Below are 15,789 nucleotides of genomic sequence, written 5' to 3'. Positions count from 1 at the left end.
CCTGTGGGCCCCGATCCATGGCTCAGAGGCCGGCCAGTTTGAGGCGGTTGGCCTGCTGGCGGTACACGGTGACCGGATCGGTCTCGAACAGGCTGGTCAGGCCGAAGGTCTGGTTGACCTCGTCGAGGTGGTTCATCCGGTAGTTGTCGCGGATTACCTTGCCCAGGTGCGAGCTGCAGCGCCCGACCAGGCCGTCGTTGGGCTCGTCGAAGGTCAGCGAGCTGGCGCCCATCAGCAGGTCGCTGACGTCGAGCACATTGGTCAGCGGGCTGGTGCCGCTCCAGGAGTAGTAGCTGACGCCATTGACCTTGTAGGCACCTTCGCCGCAGGCGCTGGTCGGGATGCCCTGCGGATACTTGGCGTTGAACGCGGCGGCGCCCTGGCTGTTGAGCGATTCGAGGGCGCCCAGGGCGTTCTGCGGGCTGGTGCTGGAGCTGCCGGAGAGGAAGTTGATCAGCGCACCCAGGCCGTTGACGATGCCGGCGACTATCGCCTCACCGGCCGAGCCCGGGGGAATCTGGCGGATGAAGTCGGCGGTGTCCGAGCCCTTGTGCGGGGCGCCGACGCTGGTCACCGAGGCCACCAGGTCCGGGCGTACGGCGGCCACGTAGCGGATGGTCGGGCCGCCATGGCTGTGGCCGACCAGGTTGACCTTGCCCTTGCCGCTGATGGCGGCGATCTCTTCCACCTGCTCCAGCAGTTCCTCGCCGCGCAGCTCGGAGGTGTTGAGCTGGCTGACTTCGGTGATGTAGACGCTGGCGCCGTCGGAGCGCAGCGAGGACGGGATGCCGTACCAGTAGTCGACGCCGAGGATGCTGTCGAAGCCGAGCATGCCGTGGGTCAGGACGATCGGGTACTTGGTCTTGGTGTAGCCGGTGGAGCCGAACAGGCCGGCTTCGGCTGTGCCGGACAGCAGCAGGCTGCTGCCGATGCAGAGGGCGAGCAGGGTTTTCTTGTTATTCATGTTTTGCTCTCGAGCGAAGGGTTGGGCATTGATCCATCCTTGCATCCAGCCATCCGGCGCTTCCCGGGCCGGTACTTCAGCAGGCTCGGTGGGGCAGGATCTGTGCCAGGAACGAGGTGGATTAGAACAAAGGCTCTAAACGGGCGTTTGTGACGAAAGCCAGCGGCGGCAAGGGCTCTGCTATCACCTAGGGGATGTTACCGAGGGAAACAGGAGCGTTTCTCGACGCCCCTGTAGGACCTGGGTTGCCGCCTGCCAGTCCACTGCGCTCACTGCTCCTGCGCGCTTCCCAGTGGCCAGCGGCACAGCGCCTGGTAGCGACCGTCGAGCGAGCGGTACAGGCGTAATTCCTCGACCCGCCAGGAAAAGGTGGCGGGTATCGCGGCGCAGGGCATGCGGCTGCGGCGTGCCAGGGTCAGGTGCGGGCGATAGGGGCGCGACTCCGTGGGCAGCCCGGCCAGGGCCAGCTGCTCGTTCAGGCCGCGCACCAGTTCGAGCAGGGTCGCGGGTGGCTGGCTCGGCGCCAGATGGAGCAGGCCGCCGGGCCAGCACTGCAGGCGATCCAGGCTCAGGTCGAAGCCCAGCTGGGGCAGTGGCAGGCGTGGCGGCAGCTGCTCCAGCAGGGGCAGCATGCTGGCTGGCAGCTGGCCGAGAAAGGCCAGGGTCAGGTGCAGGTTGCCCCGTGCGGTGGGCACCCCGGAAAAGCCCTGGGCCAGGCGCCAGGTGTCCAGGCGCCTGGCAATGTGCGCCGGACAGGGTAGGGCGAAGAACAGTCTGAGGCTCGTATCCGGCATGGCTTCACCTTGACAGCACTGGGCGCCATTCCTAGGATCGCACCTCATGGCGCCGATTTAAGAGCAACTTGCGGGGCGCCGCCCGGTTGGGCGAATACCGCTAAAGCGCTGGCCGGTGTCGCCTCCCACCGCAGTCCGGCGGGACTATGAGGCCGAGACTGCACCCATGAGTTGCCCACGCACCCATCTGCATTTTTCCCCCCTGCCGCGTACGGCGGTCAATCGCCACCCGCATGTGTTGCTGGTCGGCAGTCATCAGGCGCGTCTGCTCAAGAGCCTGGAAGGCTGGCCCAAGCACTGGCCGGGCGCCCGCAACTTCCTGATCCGCTTCTCCGGCGCCGAGGCGCAGGACCTGGCGCGCCTGCCTGCCGATGCCTTCGATCTGGTGGTGGTCGGCGCCGAGGCGCGCCCGGTGAGCGGCGCGCTGATCGGAGAACTGGTGCGGGTGGCTCGCCAGGGGCTGATCAGCCTGCGCTGAAATCCGGGTAGTCGATGGCGGTGATGTAGAACGCCTGCTCGCCACCGGGCGTGTGCACGCGCACTTCGGCATCCAGCGTCTTGCCCACCAGGGCACGGGCCAGCGGCGAGTCGATGCTGATCAGCCCCTGCTTGAGATCCAGTTCGTCGGGACCGACGATGCGGTAGCGCGACTCGCCGCCATCCTCGTCCTCCAGGGTCACCCAGGCGCCGAAGTAGACCTTGCCCGGGTCGGCCGGACGGGCGTCGACCACCTTGAGGTTTTCCAGGCGCTTGGTGAGGAAGCGCACGCGGCTGTCGATCTCGCGCAGCATCTTCTTGCCGTAGATGTACTCGGCATTTTCCGAACGGTCGCCAAGGGCGGCGGCCTCGCTGACCGCCTGGGTCACCTGGGGCCGGCGCACGTGCCACAGCTCGTGCAGTTCGGCGCGCAGGCGCGCCTCGCCTTCGGGGGTGATCAGCGGGGTGCCGGCGGTGCGGGGCGGTCGATAACGGCTCATGGTGCTCGCGAAGTATTGAGGTCGGGCGATTCTACAAGCTCAGACTTCGCGCAGCACCGTCAGCGGCGAGGCGTTCAGCGCCCTGCGCGTGCCCCAGACGCCGGCGCTGCCGACCAGCAGGGCGCCGATCAGCGGCAACAGCAGCAGCCAGGGATGCGGCTGCCATTGCAGCTCCAGCGCATAGCGATACAGCAGGAAGCTGACCAGCTCGCAGCCGAGCGCCGCCAGCAGCCCGCTGCCGGCGCCGAGCAGGCCGAACTCGGCACGACGGGCGCGCAGCAACAGGCGGCGCTCGGCGCCCAGGGCGCGCAGCAGGGCACCCTGGCGCAGGCGTTCGTCGAGGGTCGCCTGCAGCCCGGCGAACAGCACCGCCAGGCCGGCGGCGAGAACGAACAGCAGCACGTATTCCACCGCCAGGCTGACCTGGGCCATGATGCTGCGCAGCTGCTCCAGCAGCGCCTCGACCTGCAGCAGGGTGACGGCCGGGAACTGGCGCGACAGCTCCACCAGCTGCCGCTCGCTGTGCGGTGGCAGGTAGAAGCTGGTCAGGTAGGTGGCGGGCAGGTCCTGGAGGGTCTGGGGTTCGAAGATCATGTAGAAGTTCGGCTGGAAGCTGTCCCAGTCCACCTCGCGCAGGCTAGCGACCCTGGCCTCGCGCTCGAGGCCGCCCACGCTGAAGGTCAGGCGGTCGCCGAGTTGCAGGCCGAGGCTCTCGGCCAGCTTGGACTCCACCGAAACGCCGGGCAGATCCCCGGGCGTGCCGGCCTGCCACCACTGGCCGGCCAGCAACTGGTTGCCCTCTGGCAGCTCGGCGGCCCAGGTCAGGCTGAGGTCGCGCTGGATGGCACGCTCGCCCTGGCTGTCCTTGCTGACGATGGACTTTACCGGCTCGCCGTTGATCAGCGTCAGGCGCCCGGCGACTATCGGGTAGAGCGGCGCCGGTTGTGGCGACAGCTCGGCGAGGCGGGCGGCGAAGGCATCCTTCTCGGCCGGCAGCACGTTGAGGGCGAAATGGTTGGGCGCCTGCTCGGGGAGCTGCTCCTGCCAGGTGTCGAGCAGTTCGCCACGCAGCAGGGCGATCAGCGCCATGGCCAGCAGGATCAGGCCGAAGGCCAGCGACTGGCCGGCGGCCGCCAGCGGATGGCGCAGCAGTTGGCCGAGGCCGAGGCGCCAGGGCAGAGCGGCACGGGCCAGCAGGCGGCGCAGGGCGTTGAGGCCGAGCAGCAGGGCGCCGCCCAGCAGCAGGGTGGCGAGCAGGCCGCCGCCGAGCAGGCCGAGGGTCAGCTTCAGGTCCAGGCTCAGGCGCCACATGATCAGGCCCAGCGCCAGCAGGGCGCCGCCATACACCAGCCAGGAGCTGGGTGGCACTGGCAGCAGGTCGCGGCGCAGCACCCGCAGCGGCGGCACGCGGCCGAGGGCGGCCAGCGGCGGCAGGGCGAAGCCGGACAGGGCCACCAGGCCGGTGGCGATCCCCGCCAGCGCCGGCAGCAGCCCGCCCGGCGGCACGCCCGGTGGCAGCAGGCCCTGCAGCAACTTGAACAGCACCAGTTGGCCGATCCAGCCGAGCAGGGCGCCGAGCAGGCTGGCGAGCAGGCCGAGCATGGCCAGTTGCAGGGCGAATAGCCCGAGGGCCTCGCGCCGCGACAGGCCCAGGCAGCGCAGCAGGGCGCTGGCATCGAAGCGGCGCGCCGCGAAGCGTGCGGCGGAGAGGGCCACGGCGACGCCGGCGAGCAGTACGGCGGCCAGGCTGGCCAGGTTCAGGTAGCGCTCGGCGCGGCCCAGGGCGCCACCGATCTGCCGGTTGCCGTCGCGGGCATCCTCCAGGCGCTGGTGGGCGGCCAGCGTCTGTTCCATCGTCTGCCGGTAGCGGGCCAGCACCTCGCCATCGCCGCGCCACAGCTCGCGGTAGCGCACCCGGCTGCCCGGTTGCACCACGCCGGTGGCATCCAGGTCGTCCAGGTGCATCAGCACGCGCGGGGTGAGGCTGTAGAAGTCGCCGGCGCGATCCGGCTCGTGGGTCAGCACGCGGGTCAGCCGCAGGCTCAGGTTGCCGACCTCGATACGGTCACCGACTTCGAGGTTCAGTGCAGCGAACAGCCGCGCTTCGGCCCAGGCCTCGCCCGGGCGCGGGCCGGGGCCGCTTTCCTCCGCCGCATAGGGTTGCGCCGCGCTCTTCAGCTCGCCGCGCAGCGGGTAGCCATCGCCGGCGGCCTTGACGCTGGCCAGCTGGATGCCCTGGTCGCCGGCGATCACGCTGGAGAATTCGACCACCCGGGCGAGCTCCAGGCCCAGGCGTCGCCCGCTCTCCACCTGCTCCGGCGTCGCCGGTGCGCTGCCATTGAGGACCAGGTCGGCGCCGAGGAATTCGGTGGCTCGCAGCAGCATGGCGCCATTGAGGCGGGCGCCGAAGTAGCCGATGGCGGTGCTGGCGGCCACCGCCACCAGCAGGGCGAAAAACAGCACGCGCAACTCGCCGGCGCGGGCGTCGCGCAGCAGTTGGCGCCAGGCCAGGACGAACAGGCGGGCGAACATCGATCAGGGCTCCACGCTGTCGACCAGGCGCCCGGCTTCCAGGCGGATCAGGCGCCGGCAGCGATGGGCCAGACGCTCGTCATGGGTGACCAGCACCAGCGTGGTGCCGCGCTCCTGGTTGAGCTCGAACAACAGGTCGCTGATGCGCTCGCCGGTGTGGCTGTCGAGGTTGCCGGTTGGCTCGTCGGCGAACAGGATCGCCGGCTCGGCGGCGAAGGCGCGCGCGATGGCCACGCGCTGCTGCTCGCCGCCGGATAGTTGCCGAGGATAGTGGCCGAAGCGCTGGCCCAGGCCGACCCGCTCCAGCAGCGAGGCGGCGCGCTGGCGGGCATCGCCGCGGCCTTCCAGCTCCAGCGGCAACATGACGTTCTCCAGCGCGTTGAGGTTGTCCAGCAACTGGAAGGACTGGAACACGAAGCCGACATGCTCGGCACGCACCCGCGCGCGGCTGTCTTCGTCGAGGGTCTGCAAGGGGTGGCCGGCCAGCTCGACCGCGCCGGCGCTGGGCAGGTCGAGGCCGGCCAGCAGGCCGAGCAGGGTCGACTTGCCCGAACCCGAGCTGCCGACGATGGCCAGGCTGTCGCCGCGCTCCAGGTCGAAGGACAGGTCGTGGAGGATGGCCAGCTCGCCTTCCGTGCTGGGAACCACTTTGCTAAGGTGCCGCGCAGATAGAATGCTTGCGCTCATGGAGAGTCCGATGCGTGCATTGTGGATGAGCGGTGCGCTGACCCTGCTGCTGTGGGCACAAGGCGCACTGGCCGGCACCGTACTGGTGGTCGGGGATAGTATCAGCGCCGCTTTCGGCCTGGATACCCGCCAGGGCTGGGTCGCCCTGTTGCAACAGCGCCTGCAGGAGGGCGGTTTCGAGCACCGGGTGGTGAACGCCTCGATCAGCGGCGACACCAGCGCAGGCGGCGCCGCACGGCTGCCGGCGCTGCTTGCGCAGCATCGACCGCAGCTGGTGATCATCGAGCTGGGCGGCAACGATGGCCTGCGTGGTCAGTCGCCCGCGCAATTGCAACAGAATCTTGCGCGCATGGTGGATGCCTCCCGCGAGGCCGGTGCCGGGGTGTTGCTGCTGGGCATGCGCCTGCCACCCAACTATGGCCAGCGTTACACCCAGGCCTTTGCCCAGGTCTATGCCGATCTGGCGATGGATAAGGAGGTGGCGCTGGTGCCCTTCTTTCTCGAGGGGGTCGGCGGGGTGGCCGGGATGATGCAGGCCGACGGCATTCACCCCACGGCCGCGGCCCAGCCGCTGATGCTGGACAACGTCTGGCCGACCCTGCAGCCGTTGCTCTGAGCCTTCCCCGAGTGCCGGCTTTCGGCTATCGTGGCGGCCCCGCCCCGGAGCCCTGAATGCCGCGTCCTGCCTGGTCCCTATACGCCTACCAACTGATCGTGCCCGACGAGCAGCTCGACCTGTTCGCCTGCCGCGAGGCGCGGGTACATCTGGTGGCGCGCCAGCTGGAACTGGGCGGTTTCGCCGATCGCACCCTGTGCGGCGGATTGCTGCCGGCACTGCCGGTGATGCGCGACGTGGATCGTGACGGCCTGCGTGACAAGCGCCTGTGTCCGTCCTGCAAGGGCGCCCTCGAGGCGCACAAGCGCGGCGAACGGCTCCTGTGGCCCGACGCCTGAACCCTCCCGGCTCGCGGGGTGTCGGTGTACAATCCCGAGTCTTTCCATCAGCCATTCTTGCCAAGGATTTAAGGATGTTGCCGCTCGCCCGTTCCCTGAGCCTCGCCAGCCTGATCGTGGCCGGCCCCGTCGCCGCCCTCGAACTCCCTCTGCCGCCCCCCGGCGAAGACATCGTCGGTCAGATCCAGGTGATCAAGGCCAAGTACGAGGATACGTTCGCCGACCTGGGAACCGCCAACGATCTGGGATATCTGGAGATGGTCGCCGCCAACCCGGGCGTCGATCCCTGGCTGCCGGGCGAGGGTGCCGAAATCATCCTGCCGACCCGCTACATCCTGCCGCCGGGGCCGCGCGAAGGTATCGTCATCAACCTGGCCGAATACCGCATGTACTACTTCCCGAAAGGGCAGAACGTGGTGCACACCTTCCCGCTGGGTATCGGCCGCGAAGGCTGGGGCTCGCCCATCGCCACCACCACCATCACCGGCAAGACGCCCAACCCGGGCTGGACTCCGCCGGCTTCGATCCGGGCCGAGCATGCCGCCGACGGCGATCCGCTGCCGGCCTACGTGCCGCCGGGGCCGGACAATCCGCTGGGCCCGTTCAAGTTCAACCTGGGCACGCCGGGCTACCTCATCCATGGTTCGAACAAGAAGTTCGGCATCGGTATGCGTGTCAGTCACGGCTGCTTCCGCATGCTCAACCACAACGTGCTGGAGCTGGCCAAGATGGCGCCGGTGGGCACCAAGGTGCGCATCATCAATGAGCCCTACAAGTTCGGCGTGAGTGGTGGCAAGGTCTATCTGGAGGCGCATGCGCCCCTGAGCGACAGCGAGGAGCCGTCCGTGGTGGACAAGCATGCTGCGGTGATCAACGCTCTGCTTAAGAACGAGCAGCTCGGCACCAGCATGCGTCTGGACTGGGAAATGGTCCGTGAGGTGGTGGCTTCCGAGGACGGCATGCCGATCGAGATCGCCCAGCCCCAGGAGGCCGTGGCCAGCCAGGACAGCGTGCCGCTGGAAATCTGACCGGCTCATTGCAGAAGCCCGCCAGGCGAGAGCCTCGCGGGCTTTTTGTTGTGCGCAATAATCGCGGGCATTAAAAAAGCCGACCCGGCGAACCGGGTCGGCTTCTTCAAAGCCTCGGCAAGTATTACTTGCGGCTGGCTTTTTCCAGCATGCGCAGAGCGCGCTCGTTGGCTTCGTCAGCGGTCTGCTGAGCCTTCTGAGCAGCAGCCAGAGCTTCGTCAGCCTTGCGGTAGGCTTCGTCAGCACGAGCCTGAGCGCGGGCAGCGGCGTCTTCGGTAGCGGTCAGACGGGCTTCGGTTTCTTTGGACATGCTGCTGCAACCGGTAGCCAGAACGGCGGCCAGGGCCAGAGCAGAGAATTTCAGAACGTTGTTCATCGTGTTCCCCTTAAGGTGGACTTTCCATGAAAAGCAATTTCCCGAGCGTGGGAAATTAGCCGGGCTACATACTACCCATTACTTTTAGTAAGTAAACCGACCTGAGGCAAGCGAAGCAAAAATTTTTTCGGTCTGTTCAAGTTCGACTCTTTTTTGTTTAAAAAACATACAGTTCGCTCTTTCAAAGAGCCTCTGGCGCGACACTTCATCTGGAACGGCAGTGCATATCGGATGCATGGTCTGGCGTCCGGGCAGTTGTTAAGATCAGTGTTGTCGTATCCGGCAGGATGCAATTCCCGGACAGTTCAAGGAAGTACGGATGTCGAAACTCATCAAGTGGGGTCTGTTGGCCGTTTTGGCCGTGGCCGTGTTGATCAAGGTCTCATTGTGGCTCTCGGTGCGTTCCATCATGAACGAGGCGATCGAGCAAATGGCGCCGATGATGCGGATGAGCTACGAGGGCATCACCTCATCCTTCGATGGCCGGGTCGGCATCGAGGGTATCCGGGTGGACATCCCCATGTTTCGCGACCAGTTCCGCATTGCCCATGCCGAACTGCAGTTCAAGGGGCTCAGGGATCTGCTGTCCTTCAAGGAGCGCCTGGAACAGGGCAAGTTCCCCGAACAGATGGCCGTCAACATCCGCGGGCTCGAACTGGATGTGCATGGCCCGTTCATGGAAATGATCCACCAGGCTCCGCAGCAGCCGGACCTGCAGACGGCCATCAGCAGTGTCGCTTGTGGCAGCTCCAGGCAGATCGGTGTCGATGAGTTGCTGGAAATGGGCTATCGCACCCTGGAAACCGATGGCCAGTTCTCCTACCTGTTCCAGCCCGGCGCGCAGAAGCTGACCTTCACCCTGAATGCCGACACCCGCGACATGGGCGACTATCGCGTCAGCTTCGCCCTGGCCAACATGTCGGAGAAGCCGGGCGACCTGCGGGTGAATCCACCACGGATTGCGTCGATCACCCTGGAGATCAATGACAACCAGTATCAGCGCAAGGTCAACGATTACTGCGCCGGCAAGCTTGGGCAGTCGGCGGAGGAGTACCTGCAGACTTCCGTCGATCATCTGGATGGAGCGCTGCGTGCACAGCGTATCGCCCTGGATCCGGCGTTGCTGGAGTCGCTCAAGGATTACTACCGCGATCCCCAGGCGTTACGCATGGAGCTGCTGCCGACCGAGGGCGTTGCCTGGAACGGTTTGCAGTTTTTCGAGCCCAAGGACGTGATCGCGATGCTGCGTCCGGTGCTGCTGATCAATCAGCAGGCGGTGGAACCTCTGGCGTTTTCCTGGGTCGATCCCCAGGCAGTCGCTGCACCTGAGCCGGACGAGCTGGTGCGTGCGCAAGAGCAAGAGCAGGAAGATGTGGGGCCGCGATACGAGTTCGTCAGTGTGGCGAGCCTACCCAGTCACGCAGGCAAGCGGCTACAGTTCATTACGCATGACGGCACCTACTATCAGGGGGTGCTGCACAAGGTGGAGAACGGCAGGGCCTTCCTGAGCGTGCAATTCGGTTCGGGATCTGCCGAGATGTTTCTTCGTCTGAAAAAGATCGATAAGGTAAGGGTTCTGCTCTAGAACCTGACGAGGAGATGAAATGAGCGAGGGGTTGTCCATCCACCATGACCAGGCGGGTCATCAGTTCGAGGCTGTCATCGACGGCCACCGCGCCTATCTGGCCTACATGGATCTGGGCAAGCAGACGCTCGACATCTATCGGACCTTCGTGCCCAACGCTCTGCGCGGGCGTGGTATCGCGGCGGCACTGACCCAGCAGGCGCTGGAGTATGCCGAGGCCATGGGCTATACGGTCATTCCGTCCTGCTCCTATGTGGAGCGCTATCTGGAGCGCCGCCAGCGCCAGCAGCTCAAGCACTGAGCGCAGGCGCACAGAAAAACGCCGGGCATTGCCCGGCGTTTTCGTCTCTGCTGCGGATCAGCCGCGCTGGCGCTTGGGCAGCACGTCCTTGAGCTTGGCATGCATGCTGCGCAGGGTCTTCTCGGTGGTGTCCCAGTCGATGCAGGCATCGGTGATGGAGACGCCGTACTTGAGATCGCCGAGGTCCTTCGGAATCGCCTGGTTGCCCCAGCCCAGGTGGCTCTCCACCATCAGGCCGACGATAGAGTTGTTGCCCTCGAGGATCTGATTGGCGACGTTCTCCATGACCAGCGGCTGCAGGGCCGGGTCCTTGTTGGAGTTGGCGTGACTGCAGTCGACCATGATGTTCGGGCGGATCTTGGCCTTGCTCAGTTCCTGTTCGCAGATGGCCACGCTCACCGAGTCGTAGTTCGGCTTGCCGTTGCCGCCGCGCAGCACCACATGGCCGTAGGCATTACCCTTGGTGGTGACGATGGAGACGCCGCCTTCCTGGTTGATGCCGAGGAAACGGTGCGGGCTGGATACCGACTGCAGGGCGTTGATCGCCACGGTCAGGCCGCCGTCGGTGCCGTTCTTGAAGCCCACGGCGGAGGACAGACCCGAGGCCATCTCGCGGTGGGTCTGGGATTCGGTGGTGCGCGCGCCGATGGCCGACCAGCTGATCAGGTCCTGCAGGTACTGCGGGGAGATCGGGTCGAGCGCCTCGGTGGCAGTCGGCAGGCCCATCTCGGCCAGGTCGCGCAGCAGCTGGCGACCGATGTGCAGACCGTCCTGGATCTTGAACGAGTCATCCAGGTAGGGGTCGTTGATCAGGCCTTTCCAGCCCACGGTGGTGCGCGGCTTCTCGAAGTACACGCGCATCACCAGGAACAGGCTGTCGGACACCTCGGCAGCCAGCACCTTGAGGCGCTCGGCGTATTCGTGGGCGGCCTTGATGTCGTGGATGGAGCAGGGGCCGACCACCACGAACAGGCGGTGATCCTTGCCGTCGAGAATGTCGCGGATCACCTGGCGGCCATGGGCGACGGTGCGCTGGGCGGCTTCGGTGAGGGGGATTTCGCGCTTGAGCTGCGCCGGGGTGATCAGGGTTTCATTGGATGAAACGTTGAGATCGTCAATCGGTAAATCAGCCATCGTGGTACTCGTCAGGTCACGGGAGCCGAGCGCCTCTTCAGGCGGAATCATGGGGCGCAGCGGGGGACAGGAACCTTAACGCGTTCCAGGCCGCCTAGACAATGGGCGAAACTCGCCGGTGCTAGTGGATTTGCGTGCTGGGGAACTCGGCGGCGTGCAGGGTGATCCATTCGCGGGCGATGGTTTCCACCTCCAGCGGCCTGCCCAGCTCCTCCTCGCGCTGGTGGCGATAGTGCTCGATCTGGCAGACCTGCTCGACCATGCGGGCGCGAAACAGGGTGTCCTCGTCGATGAAGGCGATGCCGACCAGGTAATTGTCCAGCTGCCTGCGACACCAGGCCACCACGCCCGGATAACGGGCCTGCTCGCCGAGCAGGGGGATGCGCAGCTCGACGGCGGTGCCCTTGCGGAAACCCTTGCTGGAATTGCACGCGACCCCACCCAGGCTGATATTGTTCAGCCTCTGTTTCGGCAGAAAGGCGTGCTTGCGCTGGACCAGCTCCACCGGCATGTCGCTCGGGTGACGCAGAAAACGACGCATTTCGACTACTCCGGATGCCATCCCTTTGACATCAGTCATGAACAGTATAGTCCCCAGTCTGGAACTGACCGACCTGGATGCCGACCACCGGTTGCTGGACCTGGCGGGTCGCTCCTTGCTCATATTCACTAGCATGGGCTGTGCCAGTTGCCGCTGGGCGCGCCGCGAGTTGCCCGCGATGCCACTGGCCGTCGAGCGCCTGTGCTGGGTCGATGCCGGCCATAATGGCGGCCTGGTCGAGCGCTACGGCGTCTTCCACCTGCCCAGCCTGTTTCTGATCCGCGATGGTCAGTTTCTTGGCGCACTGCACACCCCGCTGCGCCTGCCCGAGCTGGCCGCCGCACTGCTGCAGGCCCTGCGCCGTGATCCCGAGGAGCTTCCCTGATGCCAGATCAGCAACGCCCGCGCATTGGCATCATCGGCACCGGTGCCATCGGCGGTTTCTACGGCCTGATGCTGGCCAAGGCAGGGCATGACGTGCATTTCCTGCTGCGCAGCGAATACCCGGCAGTGCGGGAGCAAGGGTTGCAAATCGATAGCGCCGTGCATGGCCGTTTGCACCTGCACCCGGTGCAGGCCTGGCGCAGTGCCGCCGAGATGCCGCCCTGCGACTGGCTACTGGTAGGGGCCAAGACCACCAGCAATGCCGAAATGGCTCCGCTCATCGCCCAGGCCGCTGCCTCCGGGGCCAAGGTGGTGCTGTTGCAGAACGGCCTGGCGGTGGAGGAAGCACTGCGTCCGCTGCTGCCGGATTCGTTGCACCTGCTCGGCGGGCTCTGCTTCATCTGCGTCCACCGCGCGGCGCCGGGAGTGGTCGAGCACCAGGCCCTGGGCGCGGTGAACCTGGGCTACCACTCCGGTCCTGCGGCTTCGGCGCAAGAGCGCCAGGAGCTGGTCGAGGAGGGCGCCCGGCTGTTCCGCTCAGCCGGCGTCGAATCCACGGCCATGGCCGATCTGCAGCAGGCCCGCTGGCAAAAGCTGGTGTGGAACGTGCCCTACAACGGCCTGTCCGTGCTGTTGAATGCCGGCACCACACGGTTGATGGCCAGTGACGACAGCCGGGCGCTGATCCTTGCACTGATGCAGGAGGTGGTGCGGGGTGCTGCCGCCTGCGGCTACGTGTTGCCTGATGGCTATGCGCAGCAGCTGCTGGCGGCGACCGAGCGCATGCCGGACTATCTGCCCAGCATGTACCATGATTTCCGACACAAGCGTCCGCTGGAGCTGCAGGCCATCTACGCCGCACCTCTGGCGGCCGCAGCGGCGGCAGGCTGCGAACTGCCGAAAATGCGCCTGTTGCATCAGGCGCTGCGCTTTCTCGAGGCCAACCGAGGCGACTATGGGCAAGGGACTGGGTGACAAGCTGGTGCTGGCGATCTCCTCGCGGGCGTTGTTCGACCTGCGCGAGAGCCACCGCATCTACGAGAACGAGGGTGTCGAGGCCTACCGGCAGTACCAGATCGATCACGAGGACGAGATTCTCACCCCGGGCGATGCCTTTCCCCTGGTGGAGAAGCTGCTGAGCCTCAATGGCAACCTCGGCCAGGCCCGGGTCGAGGTGATCCTGGTGTCGCGCAACAGCGCCGACACCGGCCTGCGGGTGTTCAACTCGATCGCCCATCATGGCCTCGGCATCTCCCGCGCGGCCTTTGTCGGCGGGCGTAGCCCCTATCCCTACCTGGCCGCCTTCGGCAGCCACCTGTTCCTCTCCACCCATGCCGAGGATGTGCGCAGTGCCCTGGAGGCCGGCTTCGCTGCCGCCACCATCCTCTCCGGCGGGCCGCGGCGTGCCGCCAGTACCGAGCTGCGCATCGCCTTCGATGGCGATGCCGTGCTGTTCTCCGACGAGTCCGAGCGGGTCTACCAGCAGGGCGGGCTGGAGGCCTTCCAGCGGCACGAAAAGGATTCGGCCCGCGAGCTGCTTGGCGGCGGTCCGTTCAAGCCGTTCCTGTCCGCCCTGAATCGACTGCAGCGCGAGTTCCCCGAGGAAACCTGCCCGATCCGCACGGCGCTGGTCACCGCCCGTTCGGCGCCGGCCCATGAGCGGGTGATCCGCACCCTGCGCGAATGGGATATCCGCCTGGACGAGTCGCTGTTCCTCGGCGGTCTGGACAAGTCGGCCTTCCTCGAGGCCTTCGCCGCCGATGTGTTCTTCGACGACCAGACCGGTCACTGCGAGCGCGCCCGCGACGTGGTCGCGACCGGCCATGTGCCGCATGGGGTGAGCAACGAACTGCAGCCCTAGGCGACTTGCCCAGCGCTGCTAAGCTCAGAACAGGGCCGCTAGCAGGAAGTCAGGGAGGCCGCATGCTGCGTTCGATTCTCTACGCCACCGACCTGGGACTCTATGCCCCCTATGTGCTGCAGCATGCCCTGGCGCTGGCCCGGGCCTTCCGGGCTGAACTCCATGTGGTGCATGCGGTGGAACCGCTGGGGCTGTTCGCCGAGTCGGTGCTGCAGACCTATCTGGACGAGAAGACCCTGCAGGAGCTGCGCAGCAAGGGGCTGACCACCGTGATGGGCAGCATCGAGCAGCGCGTGCTGGAGGGCTTTCGCGACGAGATGGGCGAGGCGCAGCAGGACATGCAGATCATCCGCAGCGTGCGCGTGGCGCAGGGCGACCCGCCCCAGGTGATTCTCGACGAGGCGCGCAAGCTCGGGGTCGATCTGCTGGTCGTGGGCAGCCACAGCCATGGCGCTCACCACGATATTCCGCTGGGGCGCACGGCAGCGCGCCTGCTGCAGCTGTCCGAGACGCCGGTCTATCTGGTGCCCATGTTGCAGCACCGCTGATGGGGCTTATCGCCAATGGCTAGACGAACGGCATGCACAGCTCGAAAAATCGTCTAGTTTTAAAGACTAAACCGCTAATATGGTTATATCGCTGAGCTGGCAAATTCAGGCGGCGTCTATCTGCTTTGAGGGGATTCTATGAAGCTGCAGCAGCTGCGCTACATCTGGGAAGTGGCGCACCACGATCTGAACGTTTCCGCCACGGCGCAGAGCCTCTATACCTCGCAGCCCGGCATCAGCAAGCAGATCCGCCTGCTGGAGGACGAGCTGGGCGTCGAGGTGTTCGCCCGCAGCGGCAAGCACCTGACCCGCGTCACCCCGGCCGGCGAGCGCATCATCACCACCGCCGGCGAAATCCTGCGCAAGGTCGAAAGTATCAAACAGATCGCCCAGGAGTTCTCCAACGAGAAGAAGGGCACCCTGTCCATCGCCACCACCCACACCCAGGCGCGCTATGCCCTGCCTGCGGTGATCAGTGGCTTCATCAAGCAATACCCAGAAGTGGCCTTGCACATGCACCAGGGCACGCCGATGCAGATCGCCGAGATGGCATCCGACGGAACCGTCGACTTCGCCATTGCCACTGAGGCGCTGGAACTGTTCGGCGACCTGGTGATGATGCCCTGCTATCGCTGGAACCGCTGCGTGATCGTGCCGCAGGGCCATCCCCTGACCAAGCTGCCCAAGCTGACCCTGGAGGCCCTGGCCGAGCACCCGATCGTCACCTACGTGTTTGGCTTCACCGGGCGCTCCAAGCTGGACGAGGCCTTCAGCCATCGCGGGCTGACGCCCAAGGTGGTGTTCACCGCGGCCGATGCCGACGTGATCAAGACTTATGTGCGCCTGGGGCTGGGGGTCGGCATAGTCGCGCGCATGGCGGTGGACGCCAAGCTCGACAGCGACCTGGTGGTGCTGGACGCCAGCGAGCTGTTCGAGCCCAGCGTGACCAAGATCGGCTTCCGCCGGGGCACCTTCCTGCGCGGATTCATGTGCGACTTCATCGAGAAGTTCGCGCCGCACCTGACCCGCGATGTGCTGGCCAAGGCGGTGCAGTGCCACACCAAGGCCGAGCTCGACGAGCTGTTCGAAGGGGTCGAGCTGCCCGTCCACTGAGACGGCTGAC

The 15,789-nt window shown here is 66.1% G+C and carries 19 protein-coding genes; 11 read left to right on the top strand and 8 right to left on the bottom strand.

Annotated features, from left to right (window positions below; genetic code table 11):
- Positions 1-22: 22 nt before the first annotated feature.
- Both DMO17_RS14405 and thpR read right to left on the bottom strand, forming a co-directional pair.
- A complete protein-coding gene (locus tag DMO17_RS14405) occupies positions 23-964 on the bottom strand; it encodes a triacylglycerol lipase (protein ID WP_110683185.1) in 942 nt (313 codons plus the stop codon).
- A gap of 269 nt (positions 965-1,233) precedes the next feature.
- Positions 1,234-1,758, bottom strand: a complete 525-nt coding sequence (thpR, locus tag DMO17_RS14400; protein ID WP_181418791.1) for an RNA 2',3'-cyclic phosphodiesterase — start codon at positions 1,756-1,758, stop codon at positions 1,234-1,236.
- A 166-nt stretch (positions 1,759-1,924) separates the two neighbouring features.
- Between thpR and DMO17_RS14395 the strand changes: the two genes are divergently transcribed.
- Positions 1,925-2,236, top strand: coding sequence for a class I SAM-dependent methyltransferase (locus tag DMO17_RS14395; RefSeq protein WP_110683183.1), 312 nt, complete (start codon positions 1,925-1,927; stop codon positions 2,234-2,236).
- Here the strand turns inward: DMO17_RS14395 and greB are convergent.
- Genes greB through DMO17_RS14380 form a run of 3 tightly spaced genes read right to left on the bottom strand, consistent with a single transcriptional unit; the run spans position 2,223 to position 5,954 of the window.
- A complete protein-coding gene (gene greB, locus DMO17_RS14390; RefSeq protein WP_110683182.1) occupies positions 2,223-2,735 on the bottom strand; it encodes a transcription elongation factor GreB in 513 nt (170 codons plus the stop codon). The genes DMO17_RS14395 and greB overlap by 14 nt on opposite strands.
- Before the next feature lie 39 nt (positions 2,736-2,774).
- A complete protein-coding gene (locus DMO17_RS14385; protein WP_110683181.1) occupies positions 2,775-5,267 on the bottom strand; it encodes an ABC transporter permease in 2,493 nt (830 codons plus the stop codon).
- Between the two features lie 3 nt (positions 5,268-5,270).
- A complete protein-coding gene (locus DMO17_RS14380; RefSeq protein ID WP_110683180.1) occupies positions 5,271-5,954 on the bottom strand; it encodes an ABC transporter ATP-binding protein in 684 nt (227 codons plus the stop codon).
- Positions 5,955-5,964: 10 nt separating this feature from the next.
- On the opposite strand from DMO17_RS14380, the gene DMO17_RS14375 reads away from it, so the two are divergent.
- The 3 genes from DMO17_RS14375 to DMO17_RS14365 all read left to right on the top strand — a co-directional run bounded on the left by DMO17_RS14375 (position 5,965) and on the right by DMO17_RS14365 (position 7,936).
- Positions 5,965-6,570 carry an arylesterase gene (locus DMO17_RS14375; RefSeq protein ID WP_181418790.1) on the top strand — a complete coding sequence of 202 codons (606 nt, stop codon included), beginning with the start codon at positions 5,965-5,967 and terminating at the stop codon, positions 6,568-6,570.
- Positions 6,571-6,626: 56 nt separating this feature from the next.
- Entirely contained in the window at positions 6,627-6,908 is a 282-nt protein-coding gene (locus DMO17_RS14370) for a hypothetical protein (RefSeq protein WP_110683178.1), read from the top strand.
- A 74-nt stretch (positions 6,909-6,982) separates the two neighbouring features.
- The gene (locus tag DMO17_RS14365) at positions 6,983-7,936 is read left to right on the top strand and encodes a L,D-transpeptidase family protein (RefSeq protein ID WP_110683177.1); all 954 of its coding nucleotides are present in this window, start codon (positions 6,983-6,985) and stop codon (positions 7,934-7,936) included.
- 124 nt (positions 7,937-8,060) lie between these two features.
- On the opposite strand, the gene oprI is transcribed toward DMO17_RS14365, so the two are convergent.
- Complete coding sequence (gene oprI / locus DMO17_RS14360; RefSeq protein ID WP_003239826.1) at positions 8,061-8,312, bottom strand: outer membrane lipoprotei OprI; 252 nt, start codon at positions 8,310-8,312, stop codon at positions 8,061-8,063.
- 319 nt (positions 8,313-8,631) lie between these two features.
- Here oprI and DMO17_RS14355 point away from each other — a divergent pair, with 319 nt between their 5' ends.
- Together DMO17_RS14355 and DMO17_RS14350 are read left to right on the top strand one after the other, a co-directional pair.
- A complete protein-coding gene (locus tag DMO17_RS14355) occupies positions 8,632-9,897 on the top strand; it encodes a hypothetical protein (protein ID WP_110683176.1) in 1,266 nt (421 codons plus the stop codon).
- A gap of 19 nt (positions 9,898-9,916) precedes the next feature.
- Positions 9,917-10,198 carry a GNAT family N-acetyltransferase gene (locus tag DMO17_RS14350; protein ID WP_110683175.1) on the top strand — a complete coding sequence of 94 codons (282 nt, stop codon included), beginning with the start codon at positions 9,917-9,919 and terminating at the stop codon, positions 10,196-10,198.
- Between the two features lie 57 nt (positions 10,199-10,255).
- Here DMO17_RS14350 and DMO17_RS14345 read toward each other — a convergent pair whose 3' ends face one another.
- Together DMO17_RS14345 and DMO17_RS14340 are read right to left on the bottom strand one after the other, a co-directional pair.
- On the bottom strand, positions 10,256-11,332 hold the full coding sequence (locus tag DMO17_RS14345; RefSeq protein ID WP_110683174.1) for a 3-deoxy-7-phosphoheptulonate synthase: 1,077 nt from the start codon (positions 11,330-11,332) through the stop codon (positions 10,256-10,258).
- Positions 11,333-11,453: 121 nt separating this feature from the next.
- Positions 11,454-11,873, bottom strand: coding sequence for a PilZ domain-containing protein (locus DMO17_RS14340; protein ID WP_110683173.1), 420 nt, complete (start codon positions 11,871-11,873; stop codon positions 11,454-11,456).
- 37 nt (positions 11,874-11,910) lie between these two features.
- Between DMO17_RS14340 and DMO17_RS14335 the strand changes: the two genes are divergently transcribed.
- The 5 genes from DMO17_RS14335 to cysB all read left to right on the top strand — a co-directional run bounded on the left by DMO17_RS14335 (position 11,911) and on the right by cysB (position 15,779).
- The gene (locus tag DMO17_RS14335) at positions 11,911-12,258 is read left to right on the top strand and encodes a YbbN family protein (RefSeq protein WP_110683172.1); all 348 of its coding nucleotides are present in this window, start codon (positions 11,911-11,913) and stop codon (positions 12,256-12,258) included.
- Positions 12,258-13,232 (top strand): putative 2-dehydropantoate 2-reductase, encoded by a 975-nt coding sequence (locus DMO17_RS14330; protein ID WP_110683171.1) that lies wholly within the window; start codon positions 12,258-12,260, stop codon positions 13,230-13,232. Before DMO17_RS14335 ends, DMO17_RS14330 begins: the two co-directional genes overlap by 1 nt.
- Positions 13,213-14,118, top strand: a complete 906-nt coding sequence (locus DMO17_RS14325; RefSeq protein ID WP_110683170.1) for a 5'-nucleotidase — start codon at positions 13,213-13,215, stop codon at positions 14,116-14,118. The genes DMO17_RS14330 and DMO17_RS14325 overlap by 20 nt, the downstream gene beginning before the upstream one ends.
- 62 nt (positions 14,119-14,180) lie before the next feature.
- A complete protein-coding gene (locus tag DMO17_RS14320; protein ID WP_110683169.1) occupies positions 14,181-14,666 on the top strand; it encodes a universal stress protein in 486 nt (161 codons plus the stop codon).
- A gap of 138 nt (positions 14,667-14,804) precedes the next feature.
- Positions 14,805-15,779, top strand: a complete 975-nt coding sequence (gene cysB, locus DMO17_RS14315) for an HTH-type transcriptional regulator CysB (protein WP_110683168.1) — start codon at positions 14,805-14,807, stop codon at positions 15,777-15,779.
- Positions 15,780-15,789 lie beyond the last annotated feature (10 nt).

The organism is Aquipseudomonas alcaligenes (genome assembly GCF_003205495.1).
GTDB classification, from domain to species: Bacteria; Pseudomonadota; Gammaproteobacteria; order Pseudomonadales; family Pseudomonadaceae; genus Aquipseudomonas; species Aquipseudomonas alcaligenes_B.
This window is presented reverse-complemented; position numbering and strand designations above follow the sequence as displayed.

Bases quoted from the DNA above. Each gene is read 5' to 3' on its own strand.
- DMO17_RS14405 (WP_110683185.1), bottom strand. From the start codon at position 964: ATGAATAACAAGAAAACCCTGCTCGCCCTCTGCATCGGCAGCAGCCTG.
- DMO17_RS14335 (WP_110683172.1), top strand. From the start codon at position 11,911: ATGAACAGTATAGTCCCCAGTCTGGAACTGACCGACCTGGATGCCGAC.
- DMO17_RS14325 (WP_110683170.1), top strand. From the start codon at position 13,213: ATGGGCAAGGGACTGGGTGACAAGCTGGTGCTGGCGATCTCCTCGCGG.
- oprI (WP_003239826.1), bottom strand. From the start codon at position 8,312: ATGAACAACGTTCTGAAATTCTCTGCTCTGGCCCTGGCCGCCGTTCTG.
- DMO17_RS14345 (WP_110683174.1), bottom strand. From the start codon at position 11,332: ATGGCTGATTTACCGATTGACGATCTCAACGTTTCATCCAATGAAACC.
- DMO17_RS14330 (WP_110683171.1), top strand. From the start codon at position 12,258: ATGCCAGATCAGCAACGCCCGCGCATTGGCATCATCGGCACCGGTGCC.
- greB (WP_110683182.1), bottom strand. From the start codon at position 2,735: ATGAGCCGTTATCGACCGCCCCGCACCGCCGGCACCCCGCTGATCACC.
- DMO17_RS14340 (WP_110683173.1), bottom strand. From the start codon at position 11,873: ATGCGTCGTTTTCTGCGTCACCCGAGCGACATGCCGGTGGAGCTGGTC.
- cysB (WP_110683168.1), top strand. From the start codon at position 14,805: ATGAAGCTGCAGCAGCTGCGCTACATCTGGGAAGTGGCGCACCACGAT.
- thpR (WP_181418791.1), bottom strand. From the start codon at position 1,758: ATGCCGGATACGAGCCTCAGACTGTTCTTCGCCCTACCCTGTCCGGCG.
- DMO17_RS14355 (WP_110683176.1), top strand. From the start codon at position 8,632: ATGTCGAAACTCATCAAGTGGGGTCTGTTGGCCGTTTTGGCCGTGGCC.
- DMO17_RS14395 (WP_110683183.1), top strand. From the start codon at position 1,925: ATGAGTTGCCCACGCACCCATCTGCATTTTTCCCCCCTGCCGCGTACG.
- DMO17_RS14385 (WP_110683181.1), bottom strand. From the start codon at position 5,267: ATGTTCGCCCGCCTGTTCGTCCTGGCCTGGCGCCAACTGCTGCGCGAC.
- DMO17_RS14350 (WP_110683175.1), top strand. From the start codon at position 9,917: ATGAGCGAGGGGTTGTCCATCCACCATGACCAGGCGGGTCATCAGTTC.
- DMO17_RS14320 (WP_110683169.1), top strand. From the start codon at position 14,181: ATGCTGCGTTCGATTCTCTACGCCACCGACCTGGGACTCTATGCCCCC.
- DMO17_RS14375 (WP_181418790.1), top strand. From the start codon at position 5,965: ATGCGTGCATTGTGGATGAGCGGTGCGCTGACCCTGCTGCTGTGGGCA.
- DMO17_RS14380 (WP_110683180.1), bottom strand. From the start codon at position 5,954: ATGAGCGCAAGCATTCTATCTGCGCGGCACCTTAGCAAAGTGGTTCCC.
- DMO17_RS14365 (WP_110683177.1), top strand. From the start codon at position 6,983: ATGTTGCCGCTCGCCCGTTCCCTGAGCCTCGCCAGCCTGATCGTGGCC.
- DMO17_RS14370 (WP_110683178.1), top strand. From the start codon at position 6,627: ATGCCGCGTCCTGCCTGGTCCCTATACGCCTACCAACTGATCGTGCCC.